This is a genomic window from Streptomyces sp. NPDC087428, assembly GCF_044744085.1.
In the GTDB taxonomy this organism is placed as follows: Bacteria; Actinomycetota; Actinomycetes; order Streptomycetales; family Streptomycetaceae; genus Streptomyces.
The window spans coordinates 184,670-202,114 of the sequence record NZ_JBIUXR010000003.1 but is presented as its reverse complement, the minus strand read 5'-3'; the positions used below and the strand labels follow the sequence as shown (position 1 = coordinate 202,114).

The following is a 17,445-nucleotide window of genomic DNA, read 5'->3' as shown; positions in this document are numbered from 1 at the left end:
CCGGTTCAGCTCAGAGCGAGGCCGGTTCCGGTCCCGGGGCGCGGGCAGGCAGAGTCGGCGTCATGAGGCTTCTGATGCTGGGTGGTACCGAATTCGTCGGCCGGGCCGTCACCGAGGACGCCCTGGCGCGCGGCTGGGAGGTCACGGTGTTCCACCGCGGCCACCACGGGCCGCCGCCCGGCGTGGCCGAACTGCTGGGCGACCGCACCGCCGGGGGCGGTCTGGCCGCCCTCGAAGCCGCAGGGGGGCCGGGGGACGGCACGTACGCCTGGGATCTGGTCGTCGACACCTGGAGCGGCGCCCCCTCGGCGGTACGGGACGCGGCGCGGCTGCTGTCGGGCCGCGCCCGGCGGTACGCGTACGTCTCCAGCCGCTCCGTCTACGCGTACCCGGCCCCGGCCGGTCTGGCCGAGGACGGACCGCTGGTGGACGGGGCCTCACCGGACGCCGGTGGCGACGTCTCGTACGCCCTGGCCAAACGCGGGGGCGAACTGGCCGCGCTGGAGGCTTTCGGTGACCGGGCGCTGCTCGTCCGCGCGGGACTGATCATCGGCCCCTGGGAGAACATCGGCCGGCTGCCCTGGTGGCTCACGCGGATCGCCCGCGGCGGACCCGTACTGGCCCCCGGGACACCCGGCCTGCCCCTTCAGTACATCGATGCCCGCGACCTCGCCGGATGGCTGCTCGACGCCGCCGGGAGCGGTCTGCACGGACCGTACAACCTGGTCAGCCGGCCGGGGCACGCCACGATGGGGGAGCTGCTCGACGCCTGTGTGCGCGCCACCGGCTCCGATGCCGAGCTGCGCTGGACGGACGCCGGGGCGATTCTCGCGGCGGGTGTGGAGCCCTGGACCGATCTGCCGGTCTGGCTGCCACCGGGGGAGCTGTACGACAGCCTGCACCAGGGCGATGTGAGCCGGGCGTACGCCACGGGGCTGCGCTGCCGGCCGGTCCGGGAGACGGTCGCCGACACCTGGACGTGGCTGTGCGCACAGGGCGGCAGCGCACCGCAGCGGCCCGACCGGCCCCCGGTCGGCCTCGATCCGCGGACCGAGGCGAAGCTGCTGACGGGCTGACGCGGGCCACGGCGGAAGCCCCCCGGCCCGCTGTCCCGCACCCGCGGTCCGGGACCCGGCCAGGCCGACCGGTCGGCGGAAGCGGGCCGTTCGCCCGGCGTGGCAAAGCTGATGAGTACTCAATAAACCTGCATATTACGCTGCATGGGAACAAAAGCGCGCAGAAGCGGTAAAAATCACCGCGTGGCGGTGACGGTGGCGGCAGCGGCAGCCATGGTGGGGGCCATCGCGCCCACCGCGGCCGCCGACCCGCTGCCCGGCGGTCTCGGACCGTGCCTCGGGGACGGCTGTCCTTCGGACTGGCAGGACCCGAACAACATGCCCGTCACCCATCACGACAGCAACATCAACATCTATGTCGGTGGCGACTACCTGGTCAGGGAGGCCGCCGCGGAGGCGGAGGGGAAGATCGTCACCCTCGGCCGGTTCGACATGAGCAAACGGGCGGGCGCCTCGCAGATCTACAACGTCGGCGTCGCCGGAGTGGGGTCACGGGTACCGCCGCCGGACGGCTCCGACTACCTGACGGTGGGCGGCGACCTGAGCATCGCCACCGGGGAGCGGCTGCTCGCCGAGGAAGGGCTCAACCACGGTGTGGTGCGCTACGCGGGGAACCTCACCGGGACGGTGATCCCGGCCGCGGTCCACGAGGCCGGCGCGACCGCCCCGTACACCGCCCTGCGCGACCAGCTGACGGCGGCCAGCCACTGCTACGCGTACGACGACAACGAGGACCACCGCCGCCCGGCGACGGGCACGGTGCGCAACGACGGATCCGAGACCGTCTTCACCGGCGACGGCGCATCCGCCCTCCAGGTCTTCGCGCTGGACGCCGATCTGACCACCGGCTCGGGCGGGCAGGAGGGCATCGTCTTCCACGGCGTCCCGGACGGCGCCACCGTGCTGGTCAACGTCTACGGAAGCACCCGCGACATCAGTACGTACATGGGCTCGCTGCCCCAGTCGGAGCTCCGCGAGCGGCTGATGTGGAACTTCCCGGACGCCACCACGATCGGACTGAAGGGCACCGGCCAGTTCCAGGGCAGCGTGCTCATCGGGCAGCGTTCCAGCGTGGCGAACCTGACGATGAGCGGTACCAACGGCCGTTTCTACAGCGCCGGTTCGCTGACCCACTCGTCGGAGGGCGAGTCGGGGGGCCACGAGTTGCACGCCTACCCGTTCGACGGCGATCTGCCGGGCTGCGGCGAGGAGCCGTCCCCGACACCGACGCCCACGGACACTCCCACCCCGACCCCCACTCCCACCCCGACGGACACACCCACCCCCACCCCGACACCGTCGGACACGCCGGGACCGTCGCCGTCGGAGACGCCCCCCGGTCCCGAGCCGACCCCCACCCACTCCTGGCCGCACCGGCCCCACCCGGGAGGCGAACTCCCGAACACGGGTTCGCGCGGCGGTGAATGGGTGATCGGCGGGATCGCGGCCGCGCTGCTGGTCGCGGGATCGGCGGCCACGCTGATGGCCCGGAGGACGCGTCGGCGCGGCTAGTTTTGGCTCATGGCCGAACTGCTGCACCTCACCGAAGGCCCGCTGTGGGAGGCGGCCCGCGGGATCGGGACGTACGAGATGTCCACCCGCGGCCGCACCCTGCACGAAGAGGGCTTCATCCACTGCTCACTGCCCCACCAGCTCCCCGGTGTGGCCGAGATGCTGTACGGCGCGGGGAGCCGCGCCGGAACCGGTGACGAGGACCTGGTGGTGCTCGTCATCGACACCGAACGGCTCCCCGCGCCCGTGCGGTACGAGTCGGTCACACCCGGCGGCGAGGAATTCCCGCACATCTACGGACCGGTTCCGGTCGACGCGGTCGTGGAGGTGCGCCCCTGGCAGCACAAGGAAGGCGGCCCCGCATGACCCCCTCGGACGACACGCACGGTCCCGACGACACGAGCGGTCCCCTGACCGCGGTCACCGGCGCGAGCGGCGCGCTCGGCGGGCGGGTCGCGAAGCGGCTGACCCGGGCCGGAGTTCCTGTCCGGCTCCTGGGCCGCGACCCGTCCCGGCTGCCCGAACTGCCCGGCGCCGACACCGCACCGGCCGCGCCCTACGGCGACGGGGAGGCGATGCGCCGCGCCCTGGCCGGGGCGCACACCCTGTTCCTCGTTTCCGCGCACGAGAGCCCGGACCGGGTGCGTGAGCACATGACCGCCGTGGACGCGGCGACGGCGGCGGGCGTCGAACGGATCGTGTACGTCTCCTTCCTCGGCGCGGCGCCCGACGCGACGTTCACCTTCGCCAGGGACCACTGGGAGACCGAGGCGCACATCCGCGTCTCCGGCGTCCGCCACACCTTCCTGCGCGACAGCTGGTACCTCGCCGGCATCCCGGCGATGACCGGCACGGACGGCGTGCTGCGCGGCCCGGCCGGGGACGGCCGGGTGGCCGCGGTGGCCCACGAGGACATCGCCGACGCCGCGACCGCGGTCCTGCTGCCCGCCGGCGGCCCCGAGGGCGACGCCGCGCACGACGGGCAGACGTACGACCTGACCGGCCCCGAGGCGTTCACCCTCGCCGAAGCGGCCGAGGAACTGAGCCGGGCCACCGGACGGACCGTCACCTACGTGCCGGAGACCCGCGAGGAGGCCTATGCCTCACGGTCCCGGTACGGCGCGCAGGACTGGGAGGTGGCCGGCTGGGTGACGTCGTACGAAGCCATCGCGGCGGGGGAGATGGCAGCCGTCTCCGACGCCGTACCGCGGCTCACCGGCCGGCCGGCCAAGGATCTGGCGACTTACCTCATGGAGCACCCGGACAGCTACCGGCACCTCCTCGGACGCTGATGCGCACGGAAACGCCCTGGGGCCCCTGGGACCCGCTGTCACTCGCCGAGACCGTCCGCCTGCTCGCCCCGCTGCGCGACCCGTGGTGGATCGCGGGCGGGTACGCGGTCGAACTGGCCGTCGGCCGCGCCTACCGCGAGCACGGCGACATCGATGTGCTCCTGCTGCGCCGCGACCAGCTCGCCGTCCAGCGGGTGCTGTCGGGCTGGGAGTGGTGGTCCGCCGACCCGCCCGGCACGCTGCGGCCCTGGAACCCCGGCGAGATCCTGCCGGCGCACGTCCACGACATCTGGTGCCGGCCGGGCCCGGACGAGCCGTGGCGCGTCCAGTTCATGCTCGACGACGTGGCGGGCGACGACTGGGTGTTCCGGCGCGACCCCAGGATCAGGCTGCCGCTGGACCGGCTGGGCGCGCTCTCCGCGGACGGCGTCCCCCATCTCGTGCCGCAGGTACAGCTGCTGTACAAGTCCGGGTCCCGGCGCCCCAAGGACGAGCAGGACTTCGAGGCCGCGCTGCCGGTCCTCGGGGACGACCAGCGCGCCTGGCTGACCGAGACGATCACCCTGGCCGAGGGCGCGGACCACCCCTGGGCGGCCCGGCTGCGGGCGGGCTGAGCTCAGCTCACGTACGCACCCGCCCGCGCGGCCGCGGCGGCGGCGTCGGCCGCGCGGTCGGCGGCCGCCGCGTCGAGCGGGTCGCCACTGGCCAGCAGGCGGTAGTAGAGCGGCGCAGAGACGGCACGGATCACCTCGTCCGGATCCGTGCCCGCGGGGAGCTCCCCGCGCTCGACGGCCTCGGTGACGCAGCCGGACCACTCCTTGATCCGGATCGCGTAGAAGCGGTGAAGAGCCCGAGCGGTGCGCGCGTCGCAGGCCGCCGCCGCGATCACGGAACGGAACAGGGCACCCTGGCGCGGGTCGGTGAGGGTCCTGAGCACGAGCCGGGCGTTGGCCCTGAGGTCCTCGGCCAGTGAGCCGGTCGCCGTGCGCGGGGACGACTGCTCGGCCATGTCGTCGAGCAGGTCCGCGATCAGCCCGGTGGGGCCGGACCAGCGCCGGTAGACGGTCGTCTTGCCGACCTCCGCGCGGCGCGCGACATCGGCGAGATCGAGGCGGTCGAAGCCGTGCTCGGCCAGCGCGTCACCCGCCGCGCGCAGGACGGCCTCCCGGACCCGGGCGGTGCGGCCGCCGGGCCGGACCGTACCGGGTTCCACACCCTCAGACGTCATAACGGGACTCCAGTTCCATTACTGCGCTCTCCTCTGCTACGGTCGCTCCATCTTAACGGAACCACGGAACCGTTAAAGCCTCCGTCCGAGGAAGGGCGACCATGTCCGCACCCAGCCAGACCCCGTCACGCGCCACCGTCAGCACCCCGGCCACCGCGGGTCCACCGTCGCACGCACCCCGTATGACCGGCCGGCAGAAGCTCGTCCTCACCCTCCTCCTCGGCGCCCAGTTCATGATCGCCGTGGACTTCTCGATCCTGAACGTCGCCCTGCCGGTCGTCGGTGAGGGGCTCGGCTTCGCCCTCCCGGACCTCCAGTGGATCGCCACCGCGTTCGCCCTGGCGGCCGCCGGGTTCACCCTGCTGTTCGGCCGCGTCGCGGACCTCGTCGGGCGCAAGCGCGTCTTCGTGGGCGGCATGGTCGTCCTCGGGCTCTCCTCGGCGCTGGGCGGACTGGCCACCTCCCCCGAGGTGCTGCTCACCGCCCGTGTCCTCCAGGGCCTCGCCACCGCGGCCGTCACCCCGGCCGGACTCGCCCTGCTGACCACGGCGTTCAAGGAGGGCCCGCTGCGCGAACGCGCCCTGGGCCTCAACGGGGCCCTGATGTCAGCCGGGTTCACGGCGGGCGCGATCCTCGGCGGACTGCTCACCGATCTGCTCTCCTGGCGCTGGGCCTTCTTCGTCAACGTGCCCGTCGCCGCCCTCGTCGTGGCCCTGGCCCCGTCCGTCATCACCGACTCGCGCCCCGCCGTACGGCCCCGGCTCGACGTACCCGGAGCCGCGACCGTCACCGGCGGACTGCTGCTCCTGGTCTACGGACTCACGCAGGCCGGCGCGACCGGCTGGACCACACCCGCCACCCTGGCCGCACTGCTCGCCGGTGCCGCGCTGCTCACCGGCTTCTGGTTCGTCGAGAAGCGGAGCGCCGCGCCGCTCGTCCCCGTACGCATCCTCAAGCGCCGCAGCGTCATCTGGGGCAACACCACCGGCCTGATCGCCTTCGTCACCGAGACCTCGCTGGTCTTCCTGCTGACGCTCTACCTCCAGGAGGTGCTCGGCTACTCGCCCCTCGCCACCGGCCTCGCGTTCGGTGTCCTCGGCATCGGCACGGTCATCGGCGGCACGCTCGGAGGCCGTGCCGTCGGCCGCTTCGGCAACCGGACGGCCATCGTCACCGGTGGCATCGTCCAGGCCACCGCCACCCTCTCCCTGGTCGCGCTCGGCACCTCGGGGGCGTGGATCTGGCTGCTGCTGGCGGCCACGTTCATCGGCGGCGTCGGCAACATGCTGATGATCGTCGGCTTCATGGTCACCGCGACCTCCGGACTCCCCGACGAGGAACAGGGCCTGGCCACCGGCCTCGCCACCATGACCCAGCAGGTCGGCATCACGCTCGGCATCCCGGTGATGAGTGCCGTCGTCACCGCCCGGATGTCCGGCGTCGGCGACAACGGCCCGCAGGCCGTCCTGTCGGGTGTCTCGCTCGCGATCCTGGTCAACTCCGCGCTGGTGCTGGCCGGGGCCCTGCTGGCAGGCGCCTTCCTGGGGCCCCGGCGCAAGAGAAGCGGCGCGTGAGGCGAGTGGTGCGGAGGCCGGGGGACCGGCCCCGCCCCGCGCACGCCGGAGGACCGCTCAGGCGTGCGCGTCGCTCGGGTACGTCACTTCGTACGCCGCCCGGAAGAGGGCGGTGACGTCCTGGCCACTGAGACCTTCGGCCTGGGCCTGGCGCATCCACTCCGACAGCGCGTTGCGCAAGGGGGACTCGGGGCCTGCCAGCGGCTGAGCGAGAGAGCGGGTGATGAACGTGCCGGCTCCCTGGCGGACCTCGGCGAGGCCCGCGCGCTCCAGCTCGCGGTAGGCCTTGAGCGTCGTGTTCGGGTTGACCTTGGTCGTCGCTGCGACCTGCGCGGCCGTGGGCAGCCGGTCACCCTCCTCCAGCGCGCCCATCCGCAGCGCCTGTTCGACCTGGTGGACGATCTGCAGATACGTCGCGACTCCGCTGCGCCGGTCGATGCGGAAAACGACCACGGATTTCATCCCTTCCGCTCGATGCCGACACTTTACGTAGGACGGGGCCCCGGTTCTTACAGGGGGCGCCGGGAGACCCGCCACAGGGTGAACGCCGTCAGCAGGGCCGTACCGGCGAGCAGGATGCCCGCGCCGGTCCACTGCATGGCCGCCATCTGGTCGTAGCCGAGGTACTCCATCACGTTGTTGACGATCCCCTTCTCCTTGAGGCACGCGTCCATGGCCTTCTCGGTGGCCTCGGCGCAGGAACCCCAGCCGTAGAGGTGTCCGTCGGCGCTGCCGATCCAGCGGTCCAGCTCGTGTGCCTCGGAGAGCCGGCCCGGGACGTCCTGGTCGAGGGGGTAGGAGACCATGCGGGACGCGGCCAGGTGCTCACGGAGTATGCCCCAGGCGACCTGTGCGACGACGGAGAAGACGAAGGTCACGACCATGGACGCCAGCAGACGGCGCACCAGCACACCGATGGTGATGCCCGCCGCGGTGAGGAACACGCAGAGCGCCGGCAGCATGGGGCCGGTGTTGTCGAAGATGCTCCCTTCCAGCCAGGTGGCCTGGAACACCGAGCGATAGGGCTTCCACCACAGGGTGAAGCACAGCGAGAGCACCGCCCCGGCCAGCAGGGCGACCGAGAGGCTCCAGGCGCACTTCGCGGCGAGCCAGCGACCGCGCGTCACGGACTGGGTGGTGGCCAGCTGGGCGGTGCCGTTCTCCTGGTCGGCCGCGATCAGCGGGGCGCCGAGGAAGACGGCGAGAACGACCGGGATCGCGTTCAGCAGGGTGGAGAGATAGTTGTACTGCCGTCCCAGGAGCTGTTGGGGGGCCTCCTTCTCGGGCCAGCCCACCTTGTCGAGCGTCTGGGTCATGTCGGCGTGCTGGTACAGGATCCAGGCGCCGGCGACCACCACCAGGGCGAGGACGCCGAGCAGTGTGGCGCGGTGCTGGCGCACGAAGAGCCAGTTCAGCCCGCGCAGCATCCGGGGCCTGGCTGATCGTTCGGTGCGGGGTTCGGACAGGGTGGTGCTCATGCGGCCCTGGTCCCTTCGTCCTCGATACGGGCGCCGGGTGTGTACAGCGCGGGTGCGTCCGGCGAGCGGAGATGGGCGAGCAGCACTTCCTCCAGGCTGGGTTCGGTGATCTGCCAGTCACCGCGCAGCGGGCCGTTCGGCCGCACCATCGCCTGGAACTGGCGGCCCTGGATCCGGCTCTCGATCAGCGTGTGCGGGCCGAGCGCCGCGGGCAGCGTCCCCTCCTCGGTCACCCCCGTGACCAGCGCGTGGGCCGGGACGAGCGCGTCGGCGTCACCGGCCATCCTGATCCGCCCTCCGGCGATGACCAGCAGGTAGTCGCACATGTCCTCCAGCTCGGTCAGCATGTGGGAGGACATCACCACGGTGGTGCCGCGCTCGACGGCCTCCGCCATCAGCAGCGTGCTCATCTCGTGGCGGGCCAGCGGGTCGAGATCCGACATCGGCTCGTCGAGCAGCAGCAGATCGGGCCGCTTGCCGAAGGCCAACGCGAAGGCCACACGGGTGCGCTGACCGCCGGAGAGCGTGCCGACCCGGGCGTGCACGGGTACGTCACCCGCGCGGACGATCCGCTCCGCGGCCGCCATGTCCCAGCCGGGGTTCAGCTCACTGCCCATCCGCAGCGTCTCCGCCACGGTGAACCGCTTGAACAGGGGCTTGTCCTGCCCCAGGAAGGCGAACCGGGGCATCACCGCGGCGTCGTTCGCCGGTATGCCGAAGACGTGGAGTTCACCCTCGGTCGGTTCCACCTGCCGGGTGGCCATGCCGAGCAGGGTGCTCTTGCCCGCGCCGTTGGGTCCGACGAGACCGCAGATCCTTCCGGCCGGCAGCCGGAAGGAGCAGTCCCGCAGGGCCCATCCGCGCCGGTATCGCTTGCTCAGGCCACGGGCTTCCAATGCCCACGCGCCCGAGGTCCTGTGGGGGGTGCTCGTGTGAGCCACGCGCCTCGCCTCAATTCCATTAGTCAGCTAATGGAATCATGGTGTCCCGGTCGAGCGAGTGTCAAGCGGAGCAGCCTGAACGATCTGCGAACGACAGAGAGGCCCGACCGCTCGAAGCGGTCGGGCCTCTCTGTCGTTCCTGCTCTGGCCTGCTGTCCAGCCAGGGGCTGAAGGGCGGGGCGATCAGGCCTTCTTGGTCTCCTGGTGATGGGGTGGGGCGGTGACCTGCGGTGAGGGGCGCCGTGGGTCGCCGGCCTGGTCTTTTGCGGTTGGAGTGGCTGCTGCCGGATTCGGTGAGCATTTCAAGTACCGCGAGCGCTTTTTCTGTCGGGTTTGAACTCAGTAGTTGTACTCGAACCAGGTCAGAATTGTCTTGACGCGGCGGTTGTCTTCGTTCGGGGGCATTCCGAGTTTCACGAACACATTGGCCACGTGCTTACTCACGGACGCTCCGGAGAGAAACAGCGCTGATGCGATTTCCGCATTGGAGCGCCCTTCCGCCATGAGGGTGAGCACCTCGCGTTCGCGGTCGGTGAGCCGGGCGAGCGGGCCCTGGGGCGCGTCCGCGTGTGTGACGTAGCGGACGACTTCCGGGTCGATCACGACGCCACCACCGGAAACCGTATCGAGTACGCGCAGGAAGTCGGTGACTCTGCCGACCTTTTCCTTGAGCAGGTACCCGACCGCCCCGTCCGCGCCCGGACCGTTCAACAGCTCTTGGACGTATGGTCCGGTGACGTAGGCGGAAAGGACGAGGACCGGCAGATCCCGATGACGTGATCGCAGGTCGATGGCGGCGCGGAGTCCGTCGTCGGTGTTTCCGGGGGGCATGCGGACATCGGTGATCACCAGGTCCGGTGCGGTCCCGGAACTCGCAAAATCGTCGACGGCGGCAACCAGTTCGGTAGCGTCCTCACATTCACGGATCACCTCGTGAGAGTGGGAGGTCAGGATTTCCCGGATTCCGGCACGAATCAGCATGCTGTCATCTGCCAGGACAATTCTCATGGCCTCTGCCTCACTTGTTCGCCTTCAGTAACTTCATTTCCATGTGGGCTGGCCGGGAGCGGATGCTACGACTTCGGTTCCGCCACCATCCGCAGGGCTTCGGATCTCGAGCTCCCCACCGATGCTTCGCATCCGCTCGCGCAGTCCCGCAAGGCCTGACCCCGCGTCGATTTCCGCGCCGCCCGCACCGTCGTCGCGCACGCAGACGCGGACGCCACCTGAATTGCACTCCAGGTCGATCCGGGCGCTGCCCACGCCCGCATGCTTCGTAATATTCGTGAGCGCCTCGGAGACCGTGAAATAGGCCGCTGTCGCAGTCGGCGACGACAAGTGGGTATCATCTCCGGTGCTGTTCAGCTCGACCCGCAGCGGTGATCGCGCGGCGAGCTCGCGGACGGCGGCGACGAGGCCGAGGTCGCTCAATTCGCGAGGGTGGATCTCGCGCACTGTTTCCCGGAGCCGCTCCAGTGCGTGCTCGGCCTGGTCCTGTGCCTGACGTGCCAGTTCCACGATGCGTTCCTCGCCGCTTGCCGAGGCTGCGGCCTCCAGCATCCCGAGGCGCATCACGACGGCGACCAGCTCCTGTTGAGCGCCGTCGTGCAGATCACGTTCGATGCGCCGGCGCTCGAATTCGAAGGCCGTCGTCAACGAGGCCCGGCTGGTGCGGAGTTCCTCCAGCTTCGCGAGCAGATCCGGGTTCCGGCTTATCGAGAAAGTGCGCAGGACGAGGTCCCGGAGAAGGGAGATTCCGGTCAGGAGACCTGTGGTGACCGCACCCAGAAGTACCCCTGCGGGCATCGCCAGAAAGGATTCCGTAAGTGATGCCGGAGTGAAAGGGCCGACCTGTGCGGCGATACCGAACGACCAGAAAACGGGAGAGAAAACCAGCGCGGCGGCACCGATGAACCCGAAGAATGCCACCACCAGTGACAGCGCGGAAAGGAGCGTGGCGGCGACGAGGACCGGGAGGTCGGTACGCCACATCGACCGCGATCGCAGCTGGCGTGCCACCCACTGCGCCCAGCTCTGGTCCGCGGGCCGCAGCGGCATCGTGCCGACGCCGCACCACCGCGCTCTCGAGCGGTCCAACTCCGTCAGCACGGCCGCCGAGGCCGGTGCAACAAGAAGGGAGAGCAGCAGAATCGGGAAGGCCATTGCTGCGATGATTTCCGTCAGCACCCTTCGGGCGGCACGAATCTGCGACATGGCCAGAATTATGGCATACGGCGGATCTCGAGAAGGTAGACCTAGGTCTACCTCGAAGTAGTGCTGACACCCGTGCGGAGCGTGTTCAGCGCTGCCTAATATTGTCATATGCCTATCGCAGCCCCCATTTCCGCACCGTGTATCCGTATGCGCGGCCTCCGTGTGGACTTTCCCATTCCCGGCCGTAAAAGGGAAACGACACGTGTGCTGCACGATATCGATCTGGACATTCCTGAGGGCCGGCTGACCGCGATCGTCGGACCCTCCGGATCGGGAAAGTCGACGCTCCTGCTCTGCATGGCCGGCCTGGAGCGAGTGACCGCAGGTTCCATCGAGATTCTCGGAACGGATGTCCTGTCGCTCGGCCCACGCAAGCAGGCCGCGTTCCGCAGCGAGAACATCGGTTTCGTCTTCCAGGAGTACAACCTCGTCAGCTCGCTCACGGTCGAGGACAACATCTGTCTGCCGTCGAGACTGGCGGGCCACCGGTTGCCCAAGTCGCGTGTCCGCGAGGCCATGTCGCGGCTCGGCATCGCCCAGCACGCCAGGCGGCGCCCCGACCGGCTCTCCGGAGGCGAACGCCAGCGCGTGGCCGTGGCCAGGGTCCTCGCGAATCAGCCACGGATCGTCTTCGCCGACGAGCCGACCGGCGCGCTCGATCTCAAGTCCGGTCACGTCGTGCTCGATTGGCTGCAGGCACTGCCCGCACAAGGATCGACGGTGGTCATGGTCACGCATGACCCGCATGCGGCCGCGCGTGCCGACCAGGTCGTGGTGATGGGGTCCGGGCGGGTGCACGCCGTCATCTCCGGCGGCGACCCGCACACGGTGAGCGATGCCGTCCTCGCGGCGCAGTCGAAGGACGACGCGAACGAGGCGGCGGCGTGAGCGGCGGGAGCGGTACGAGCCGCGTCAGCGGTACGAGCGGCATGTTGCGGCTCGTCCTGTCGGACGTTCGCGTGCAGGCGTCGATGTGGGTGTGGACGCTCGCGTGTGCGGTGGTCGGCGCGGCCTGCTCGGCGGGCTCGGTCATCGCCATGTTCACCGCCGTCTCGGCGGCGCGGACGGCGGGCGACGCACGGATGGTCTCCGCGTCGATCGCGCTCGGCGGCAACATCGTCTTCTTCACCGTGCTGGCCGCCGTGGGTGTCGTCGCCTCGACCGTCGGTCTGACCTTGACGACCCAGCGACGCGAACAAGCCCTGTGGGTCATCCTCGGGATCCCGCGCCACCGTGTCAGATCCGTTCTCCGCGCCGAGCTGGTGGTCCTCGGCACGGTGGCCGGCGCGCTGGCCGTACCGTTGGCCCCCTTCGTTGCGAACATCGCCCTCTCGCAGTGGACGGCGACGGGACTCGACCTGCACGGAGCCACCGCCGGACTCCAGCTCTGGCACCTCGGCGCGAGCCTGCTGGCAGGAGTGGTCCCGTGCCTGCTCGGCGGCTGGGGCGTCACACGCCGAGCCGCCAGGACGCCGGAGATGCGCGCCTTCAGGGACCACTCCGATCCGCCGCCGCGGCCCGGTGTCGCGCGGAGCATTCTCGCCCTCTGCCTTCTCGCCGGTGTGCTCGGGATGTGGATTCCCGGACTCGGCCTCGAACTTGAAGGGGGCATCGAGCAGCGGACCGCCTTCGCCTTCGCCGGAAACCTTTTCCTCATCTGCCTGTTGCTGCTGATGGGGCCGTGGGTGCTCACACCTCTGATGAGATTTTGGACCGCCCTCGTCCCGTCGCGTGGCGTCGCCTGGCACCTCGCCGTGCAGTCGTGCCGAACGCGCGCGACCCGAAGCGTCACCACGGTGCTGCCCTTCGCGCTCTCCCTGTCGTTCATCGTGCTGTTCATGACGATGGGCAACGTCATGCCCGGAAGTACCGCGGGGCTGGGCGATGTCATGACTGTTCTGGGCTGGGTCTTCGTCGTGTCCTGGTCCGGTGGCCTGGCGGTGATTGCCCTGGTCGGGCGGGAGCGCACACGCGATTCCGCGGTCGTTGCCGTCGCCGGCGCGCGGCCGGGCGTCACCACGCGGTCCACGGTCTACGAGGGCGTGATCTACGCAGGCACGGCGATCGTCTTCAGCGCGGTCTTTCTCGCGGTGGCGAGTACCACCATCGCCGTGGGAGCCGAGGTCGGCGTGGGCCAGGTGCTCGACGGCCTCCCGTGGGCGACGCTCGGCGCACTTGCTGCCGTGACGCTCGTGACGACCTGCCTCGCACTGGCACTCCAGGCAGCCCGCGTCTCCCGCACCGTCCCGGCCCGGGCTCTGCGCTCCTGAACTGAACCGGGACGACGACCGAACACGCAGCTGAATCACCAGGGAACGGAAACAATGAACGACAGCCGGACACGCATGATCCTTGCCCTCGGCGCAGCCGCCTTCCTCGTGCTCGCAGCAACCGGCTGCGACCCGGATGTCGACCAGGCGAACGCCACTCCTGAATCGAAGTCCTTCGACTTCAGCGGCGACAGCCTGACCGTGAAGTCGAACTCCGCCGACCTCCACCTCATCGCCTCCGACGTCGACGACGTCGAAGTGGAACGCCGGGTCAGCGGCACGAAGATCGGCGGTGAGATAGATGCCGGGTGGCAGTTCGAGGGCGGGATTCTCACACTCTCGGTGGACTGTGATGGTGTTTCCGTCAACTGCCATGCGAAGTACACCGTGAAGGTGCCGCGCAATGTCGCGGTCACGGCCGAGTACGGCAACAGCGACGTGCAGGTGTCGAACCTCGGCGGCGCCGCCCTCCACCTGGAAGGACGCGACGGAACCGTACAGGGCGACGGGATCTCCGCGACGTCTGTGAGCGTCGTCTCGCGAAACGGCGACACCGACCTCGACCTCACCTCCGTACCCGATCGTGTCGATGTGCAGAGCCAGGACGGCAACGTGCAACTCAGCCTGCCTGCATCGGCATACGCGGTCCGTACGGCGGCGAAGAAGGGGGATGTCACCGTGAATGTCGCGGACGACAGCACGAGCAGCCACAGCGTGAACGTGCAGACGCGGAATGGCGACATCGATATCAGCGAGGGGGAGAGGCCCTAAGGGCTGTCGAACACCGGTGCTGGGCCGACGACTTCGCCGACCTGTGGACCGCCGGCGGACAGCGCGTGCTCACCTGACCGACGAGCCGTTCCACCCGCCCACGACCAGGAAAGACCTCGGAGAACCCGCCCCGGACGGCCACCCGACGATCACGGCTTTCCGCACCACGGCGAATCCCCCCGGGCTCGCCCGGAACCGAAGATCAGAAATCACGCGGTGGATCGAGGTTGAACCGGGGGCGGCGGGCTCACTCCTGCCGGTGCGTGAGAGCGGTGTCCAGGTCGCCGTCGTAGACCACGGCATCTCACCATCGGACGGTTGTTCGAAGCGGGCGAAGAAGTCGTCCAGTCTTCTGGGGTCACGGTGAGGGCGTCGGCGTCTTCGCGGCGATTGCGTTTGTCGAGGCGGGTCAGGAGTTCGTCCCGGTCGGTTGGCAGGTCCAGCTCGTCCCCCGCCACCCGTCCGCCGTCATCACCCGGCGGATCTGCGCACACCTGTGGCCGGGAAAAGAAGACCGCACCCGGTCCGTGAGGGACGCCGTTCTCGGCGGCCTGCGGACCGGGTGCGGACCGGTAGGCAGTATGACCAGTGAAACCGCAGGTCAGACGGCCTAACCAGAGATCAGGCCTTCTTGGTCTCCCAGAAGATCTTGTCGATCTCGGCGATCAGGTCGAGCGCCTTCTGGCCCGTCGCCGGGTCCGTGGAGCCCTTCGCGGCCGACAGCGCCTTGAGGGCGTCGTTGACCAGCTGGTGCAGCTCCGGGTACTTCTCGAAGTGCGGGGGCTTGAAGTAGTCGCTCCACAGCACCGAGACGTGGTGCTTGGCGAGCTCGGCGCGCTGCTCCTTGATGACCACAGCGCGGGCCCGGAAGTGCGGGTCCTCGTTGGCCTGGTACTTCTCCTGGACGGCCTTGACGGACTCCGCCTCGATGCGGGCCTGGGCCGGGTCGTATACGCCGCAGGGGAGGTCGCAGTGGGCGCTGACCTTCACCTTGGGGGCAAACAGGCGGGAAAGCATGGGGCTGTCCTTCCTCGTGATCGTCTTCTCAGGTGGGACATTACTCCGTGAGAGGCGCGAAATAGTGGGTGCCCCCATGGGCTTAGGCCAAAAGTCCAGGGTGAGGATGGGACCAGTGGCCGAATGTACGGAACGCTGTTGTGGACGGTGTACTGGACGGACGGGGAGGTGCCGGAGAGATGCGGGAGGTGCCGGAGGTGCCGGAGCTGACCGATGAACAGCCCGGACGCGGGCTGGCGGCGCGGGTGCCGTTCCAGGTGGTGGAGGTGACGGGGCCCTCGATGGTGCCCACGCTCCACCACGGGGACTGGCTGCTCGTGCAGTACGGGGTGCCGGTGCGCCCCGGTGACGTGGTGATCCTGAGACATCCGTTCCAGCAGGACCTGCTGGTGGTCAAGCGGGCCGTGGAGCGGCGGACCGGCGGCTGGTGGGTGCGCGGTGACAACCGGTTCGCGGGCGGCGACAGCACGGACTACGGGACCGTGCCCGAGGAACTCGTGCTGGCCAGGGTCCGGGCGCGCTACCGGCCGCTGACGAAGGATCAGCGGTCGCTGCGCGGCGTCGCGGGCTGGGCGGTCTCCGCGCTGCGGCCGGTCTCGGCGGCGCGCTCCGTCTCCAGGCGCTTGCGGGCCCGGTAGGCGGCGACGTTGGCGCGGGTCGCGCAACGGTCCGAGCAGTAGCGGCGGGAACGGTTGGTCGAGGTGTCGAGGTAGGCGTTGCGGCACGGCGCCGCCTCGCACAGGCCGAGCCGGTCCACGCCGTACGAGGTGAGGTGGAAGGCGAGGCCCATCGCCGCGGTCGCGGCGTAGCCCGCCGTGGCGTTGGACGGGTGGTCGGCCAGGTGCATGTGCCAGTCCGGCTTTCCGTCCGCGTCCCGGATGTCGTGGCCGGAGATCTGCGGGCTGACCGGGAACTCCAGCAGCAGTGAGTTGAGCAGGTCCACGGCCAGCGTCTCGTCCCCGCCGTCGGCCGCCTCGAAGACCGAGCGCAGACGGGCCCGGACGGACCGGAAGCGGGTCACATCGGCGTCGGTCGCCCGGCGGGCGGCCTGCCCGTTGACGCCGAAGAGCTCGCGCACCGCGTCGACCGAGGTGAGGGCGTCCTTGTTGCGGGCCGGCTCCTCGGTGTTGACCAGGCGCACGGCGTAGTCCGAGTAATAGGCCAGTTCCACTTGTAGTCCTTACGGCGTCGGTCTAAAGTCGGTGCGACGGTAATGTAATGGTCTTCCCTGGGTCCAGGGTATTACATAGGAGGCTTTCTGGTGACGGAGACAGCACGGGGCACCGACTGGCAGGCCTGGCAGGAGAGCTGGGACCGGCAGCAGGAGTGGTACATGCCCGACCGCGAGGAACGCTTCCGCGTCATGCTCGACATGGTCGAGGCCCTGGTGGGCCCCGAACCGCGGGTGCTCGACCTCGCGTGCGGTACGGGAAGTATTACGGACCGGCTGCTCCGGCGGTTCCCGAAGGCCACCAGCACCGGGGTCGACCTCGACCCCGCGCTGCTCGCCATCGCCCGCGGCTCCTTCGCGGACGACGCGCGGGTCACCTTCGTGACCGCCGACCTCAAGGACCCGGGGTGGGCCGCGCGGCTGCCCCACGACTCGTACGACGCGGTCCTCACCGCCACGGCCCTGCACTGGCTGCACAGCGAGCCGCTCGCCGTTCTCTACGGGCAGCTCGGCGGCCTCGTCCGGGACGGCGGGGTCTTCATGAACGCCGACCACATGACCGATACGGACACCCCCCGGATCAACGCCGCCGAACGCGCCCGTCGGCACGCCGTCATGGACGGGGCCAGGGCCGGCGGCGCCCTGGACTGGGCGGACTGGTGGGCGCTGGCCGCGAAGGACCCGGTGCTCGCCGGGCCGACCGCCGAGCGGTTCCGGATCTACGGCGAGCACGCCGACGGCGACACGCCGTCCGTCCGGTGGCACGCGGACACCCTGCGCGCGGCCGGATTCGGCGAGGCGCGGGCCGTCTGGTCCTCGCCCTCGGACAGCCTGGTGCTCGCGGTGAAGTAGCGGCGGGGCGGACACGGCGGACGCGACGGGAGGGCGGTACCGGCTCGGT

Annotated in this window: 19 protein-coding genes and 1 pseudogene; 12 read left to right on the top strand and 8 right to left on the bottom strand. The window is 70.1% G+C overall.

Annotated features, from left to right (window positions below; genetic code table 11):
- Window positions 1-74: 74 nt before the first annotated feature.
- The 5 genes from ACIO3R_RS08205 to ACIO3R_RS08185 all read left to right on the top strand — a co-directional run bounded on the left by ACIO3R_RS08205 (window position 75) and on the right by ACIO3R_RS08185 (window position 4,494).
- On the top strand, window positions 75-1,076 hold the full coding sequence (locus tag ACIO3R_RS08205) for an NAD-dependent epimerase/dehydratase family protein (RefSeq protein WP_402104870.1): 1,002 nt from the start codon (window positions 75-77) through the stop codon (window positions 1,074-1,076).
- A 183-nt stretch (window positions 1,077-1,259) separates the two neighbouring features.
- A complete protein-coding gene (locus ACIO3R_RS08200) occupies window positions 1,260-2,588 on the top strand; it encodes a choice-of-anchor A family protein (RefSeq protein ID WP_402104474.1) in 1,329 nt (442 codons plus the stop codon).
- A gap of 9 nt (window positions 2,589-2,597) precedes the next feature.
- On the top strand, window positions 2,598-2,954 hold the full coding sequence (locus ACIO3R_RS08195) for a DUF952 domain-containing protein (RefSeq protein WP_385025159.1): 357 nt from the start codon (window positions 2,598-2,600) through the stop codon (window positions 2,952-2,954).
- Window positions 2,951-3,880 (top strand): SDR family oxidoreductase, encoded by a 930-nt coding sequence (locus ACIO3R_RS08190; RefSeq protein ID WP_385025155.1) that lies wholly within the window; start codon window positions 2,951-2,953, stop codon window positions 3,878-3,880. Before ACIO3R_RS08195 ends, ACIO3R_RS08190 begins: the two co-directional genes overlap by 4 nt.
- Complete coding sequence (locus ACIO3R_RS08185) at window positions 3,880-4,494, top strand: nucleotidyltransferase domain-containing protein (RefSeq protein ID WP_402104470.1); 615 nt, start codon at window positions 3,880-3,882, stop codon at window positions 4,492-4,494. The genes ACIO3R_RS08190 and ACIO3R_RS08185 overlap by 1 nt, the downstream gene beginning before the upstream one ends.
- Before the next feature lie 2 nt (window positions 4,495-4,496).
- Here the strand turns inward: ACIO3R_RS08185 and ACIO3R_RS08180 are convergent, their stop codons facing one another.
- Window positions 4,497-5,108 (bottom strand): TetR/AcrR family transcriptional regulator, encoded by a 612-nt coding sequence (locus ACIO3R_RS08180; protein ID WP_402104467.1) that lies wholly within the window; start codon window positions 5,106-5,108, stop codon window positions 4,497-4,499.
- Window positions 5,109-5,209: 101 nt separating this feature from the next.
- Here ACIO3R_RS08180 and ACIO3R_RS08175 point away from each other — a divergent pair, with 101 nt between their 5' ends.
- The gene (locus ACIO3R_RS08175) at window positions 5,210-6,682 is read left to right on the top strand and encodes an MFS transporter (RefSeq protein ID WP_402104464.1); all 1,473 of its coding nucleotides are present in this window, start codon (window positions 5,210-5,212) and stop codon (window positions 6,680-6,682) included.
- Between the two features lie 57 nt (window positions 6,683-6,739).
- Here ACIO3R_RS08175 and ACIO3R_RS08170 read toward each other — a convergent pair whose 3' ends face one another.
- From ACIO3R_RS08170 to ACIO3R_RS08150, 5 genes are all read right to left on the bottom strand, one after another.
- Window positions 6,740-7,144, bottom strand: coding sequence for a GntR family transcriptional regulator (locus ACIO3R_RS08170; protein ID WP_385041742.1), 405 nt, complete (start codon window positions 7,142-7,144; stop codon window positions 6,740-6,742).
- Window positions 7,145-7,191: 47 nt separating this feature from the next.
- A complete protein-coding gene (locus ACIO3R_RS08165; RefSeq protein ID WP_402104461.1) occupies window positions 7,192-8,160 on the bottom strand; it encodes an ABC transporter permease in 969 nt (322 codons plus the stop codon).
- Window positions 8,157-9,101: an ABC transporter ATP-binding protein gene (locus tag ACIO3R_RS08160; protein ID WP_385041746.1), complete on the bottom strand. Its 945-nt coding sequence runs from the start codon at window positions 9,099-9,101 to the stop codon at window positions 8,157-8,159. The genes ACIO3R_RS08165 and ACIO3R_RS08160 overlap by 4 nt, the downstream gene beginning before the upstream one ends.
- A gap of 339 nt (window positions 9,102-9,440) precedes the next feature.
- Window positions 9,441-10,109: a response regulator gene (locus ACIO3R_RS08155; protein WP_402104457.1), complete on the bottom strand. Its 669-nt coding sequence runs from the start codon at window positions 10,107-10,109 to the stop codon at window positions 9,441-9,443.
- A 33-nt stretch (window positions 10,110-10,142) separates the two neighbouring features.
- Window positions 10,143-11,315, bottom strand: a complete 1,173-nt coding sequence (locus ACIO3R_RS08150; protein ID WP_402104454.1) for a histidine kinase — start codon at window positions 11,313-11,315, stop codon at window positions 10,143-10,145.
- 204 nt (window positions 11,316-11,519) lie between these two features.
- Here ACIO3R_RS08150 and ACIO3R_RS08145 point away from each other — a divergent pair, with 204 nt between their 5' ends.
- The 4 genes and pseudogenes from ACIO3R_RS08145 to ACIO3R_RS08130 all read left to right on the top strand — a co-directional run.
- Complete coding sequence (locus tag ACIO3R_RS08145) at window positions 11,520-12,203, top strand: ABC transporter ATP-binding protein (protein WP_385037764.1); 684 nt, start codon at window positions 11,520-11,522, stop codon at window positions 12,201-12,203.
- Window positions 12,200-13,585 (top strand): FtsX-like permease family protein, encoded by a 1,386-nt coding sequence (locus ACIO3R_RS08140; RefSeq protein WP_402104451.1) that lies wholly within the window; start codon window positions 12,200-12,202, stop codon window positions 13,583-13,585. The genes ACIO3R_RS08145 and ACIO3R_RS08140 overlap by 4 nt, the downstream gene beginning before the upstream one ends.
- 54 nt (window positions 13,586-13,639) lie before the next feature.
- Complete coding sequence (locus ACIO3R_RS08135) at window positions 13,640-14,356, top strand: DUF4097 family beta strand repeat-containing protein (RefSeq protein ID WP_402104448.1); 717 nt, start codon at window positions 13,640-13,642, stop codon at window positions 14,354-14,356.
- A 434-nt stretch (window positions 14,357-14,790) separates the two neighbouring features.
- A pseudogene (locus ACIO3R_RS08130) lies at window positions 14,791-14,970 on the top strand (site-specific integrase); the annotation flags it as partial.
- A gap of 7 nt (window positions 14,971-14,977) precedes the next feature.
- Here ACIO3R_RS08130 and sodN read toward each other — a convergent pair.
- On the bottom strand, window positions 14,978-15,373 hold the full coding sequence (gene sodN, locus ACIO3R_RS08125) for a superoxide dismutase, Ni (protein WP_219567071.1): 396 nt from the start codon (window positions 15,371-15,373) through the stop codon (window positions 14,978-14,980).
- 179 nt (window positions 15,374-15,552) lie between these two features.
- On the opposite strand from sodN, the gene sodX reads away from it, so the two are divergent.
- Window positions 15,553-16,011: a nickel-type superoxide dismutase maturation protease gene (gene sodX, locus ACIO3R_RS08120; RefSeq protein WP_385037781.1), complete on the top strand. Its 459-nt coding sequence runs from the start codon at window positions 15,553-15,555 to the stop codon at window positions 16,009-16,011.
- Here the strand turns inward: sodX and ACIO3R_RS08115 are convergent.
- Complete coding sequence (locus ACIO3R_RS08115) at window positions 15,915-16,544, bottom strand: CGNR zinc finger domain-containing protein (RefSeq protein WP_385348750.1); 630 nt, start codon at window positions 16,542-16,544, stop codon at window positions 15,915-15,917. The genes sodX and ACIO3R_RS08115 overlap by 97 nt on opposite strands.
- A 90-nt stretch (window positions 16,545-16,634) precedes the next feature.
- Between ACIO3R_RS08115 and ACIO3R_RS08110 the strand changes: the two genes are divergently transcribed.
- Window positions 16,635-17,396: a class I SAM-dependent methyltransferase gene (locus ACIO3R_RS08110; RefSeq protein ID WP_385037787.1), complete on the top strand. Its 762-nt coding sequence runs from the start codon at window positions 16,635-16,637 to the stop codon at window positions 17,394-17,396.
- Window positions 17,397-17,445 lie beyond the last annotated feature (49 nt).

What these genes read in the sequence shown, in the direction of transcription:
- ACIO3R_RS08205 (WP_402104870.1), top strand. Translation starts at nt 75, where the DNA reads ATGCTGGGTGGTACCGAATTCGTCGGCCGGGCCGTCACCGAGGACGCC.
- ACIO3R_RS08195 (WP_385025159.1), top strand. Translation starts at nt 2,598, where the DNA reads ATGGCCGAACTGCTGCACCTCACCGAAGGCCCGCTGTGGGAGGCGGCC.
- ACIO3R_RS08190 (WP_385025155.1), top strand. Translation starts at nt 2,951, where the DNA reads ATGACCCCCTCGGACGACACGCACGGTCCCGACGACACGAGCGGTCCC.
- ACIO3R_RS08185 (WP_402104470.1), top strand. Translation starts at nt 3,880, where the DNA reads ATGCGCACGGAAACGCCCTGGGGCCCCTGGGACCCGCTGTCACTCGCC.
- ACIO3R_RS08180 (WP_402104467.1), bottom strand. Translation starts at nt 5,108, where the DNA reads ATGACGTCTGAGGGTGTGGAACCCGGTACGGTCCGGCCCGGCGGCCGC.
- ACIO3R_RS08175 (WP_402104464.1), top strand. Translation starts at nt 5,210, where the DNA reads ATGTCCGCACCCAGCCAGACCCCGTCACGCGCCACCGTCAGCACCCCG.
- ACIO3R_RS08170 (WP_385041742.1), bottom strand. Translation starts at nt 7,144, where the DNA reads ATGAAATCCGTGGTCGTTTTCCGCATCGACCGGCGCAGCGGAGTCGCG.
- ACIO3R_RS08165 (WP_402104461.1), bottom strand. Translation starts at nt 8,160, where the DNA reads ATGAGCACCACCCTGTCCGAACCCCGCACCGAACGATCAGCCAGGCCC.
- ACIO3R_RS08155 (WP_402104457.1), bottom strand. Translation starts at nt 10,109, where the DNA reads ATGAGAATTGTCCTGGCAGATGACAGCATGCTGATTCGTGCCGGAATC.
- ACIO3R_RS08150 (WP_402104454.1), bottom strand. Translation starts at nt 11,315, where the DNA reads ATGTCGCAGATTCGTGCCGCCCGAAGGGTGCTGACGGAAATCATCGCA.
- ACIO3R_RS08135 (WP_402104448.1), top strand. Translation starts at nt 13,640, where the DNA reads ATGAACGACAGCCGGACACGCATGATCCTTGCCCTCGGCGCAGCCGCC.
- sodN (WP_219567071.1), bottom strand. Translation starts at nt 15,373, where the DNA reads ATGCTTTCCCGCCTGTTTGCCCCCAAGGTGAAGGTCAGCGCCCACTGC.
- sodX (WP_385037781.1), top strand. Translation starts at nt 15,553, where the DNA reads ATGCGGGAGGTGCCGGAGGTGCCGGAGCTGACCGATGAACAGCCCGGA.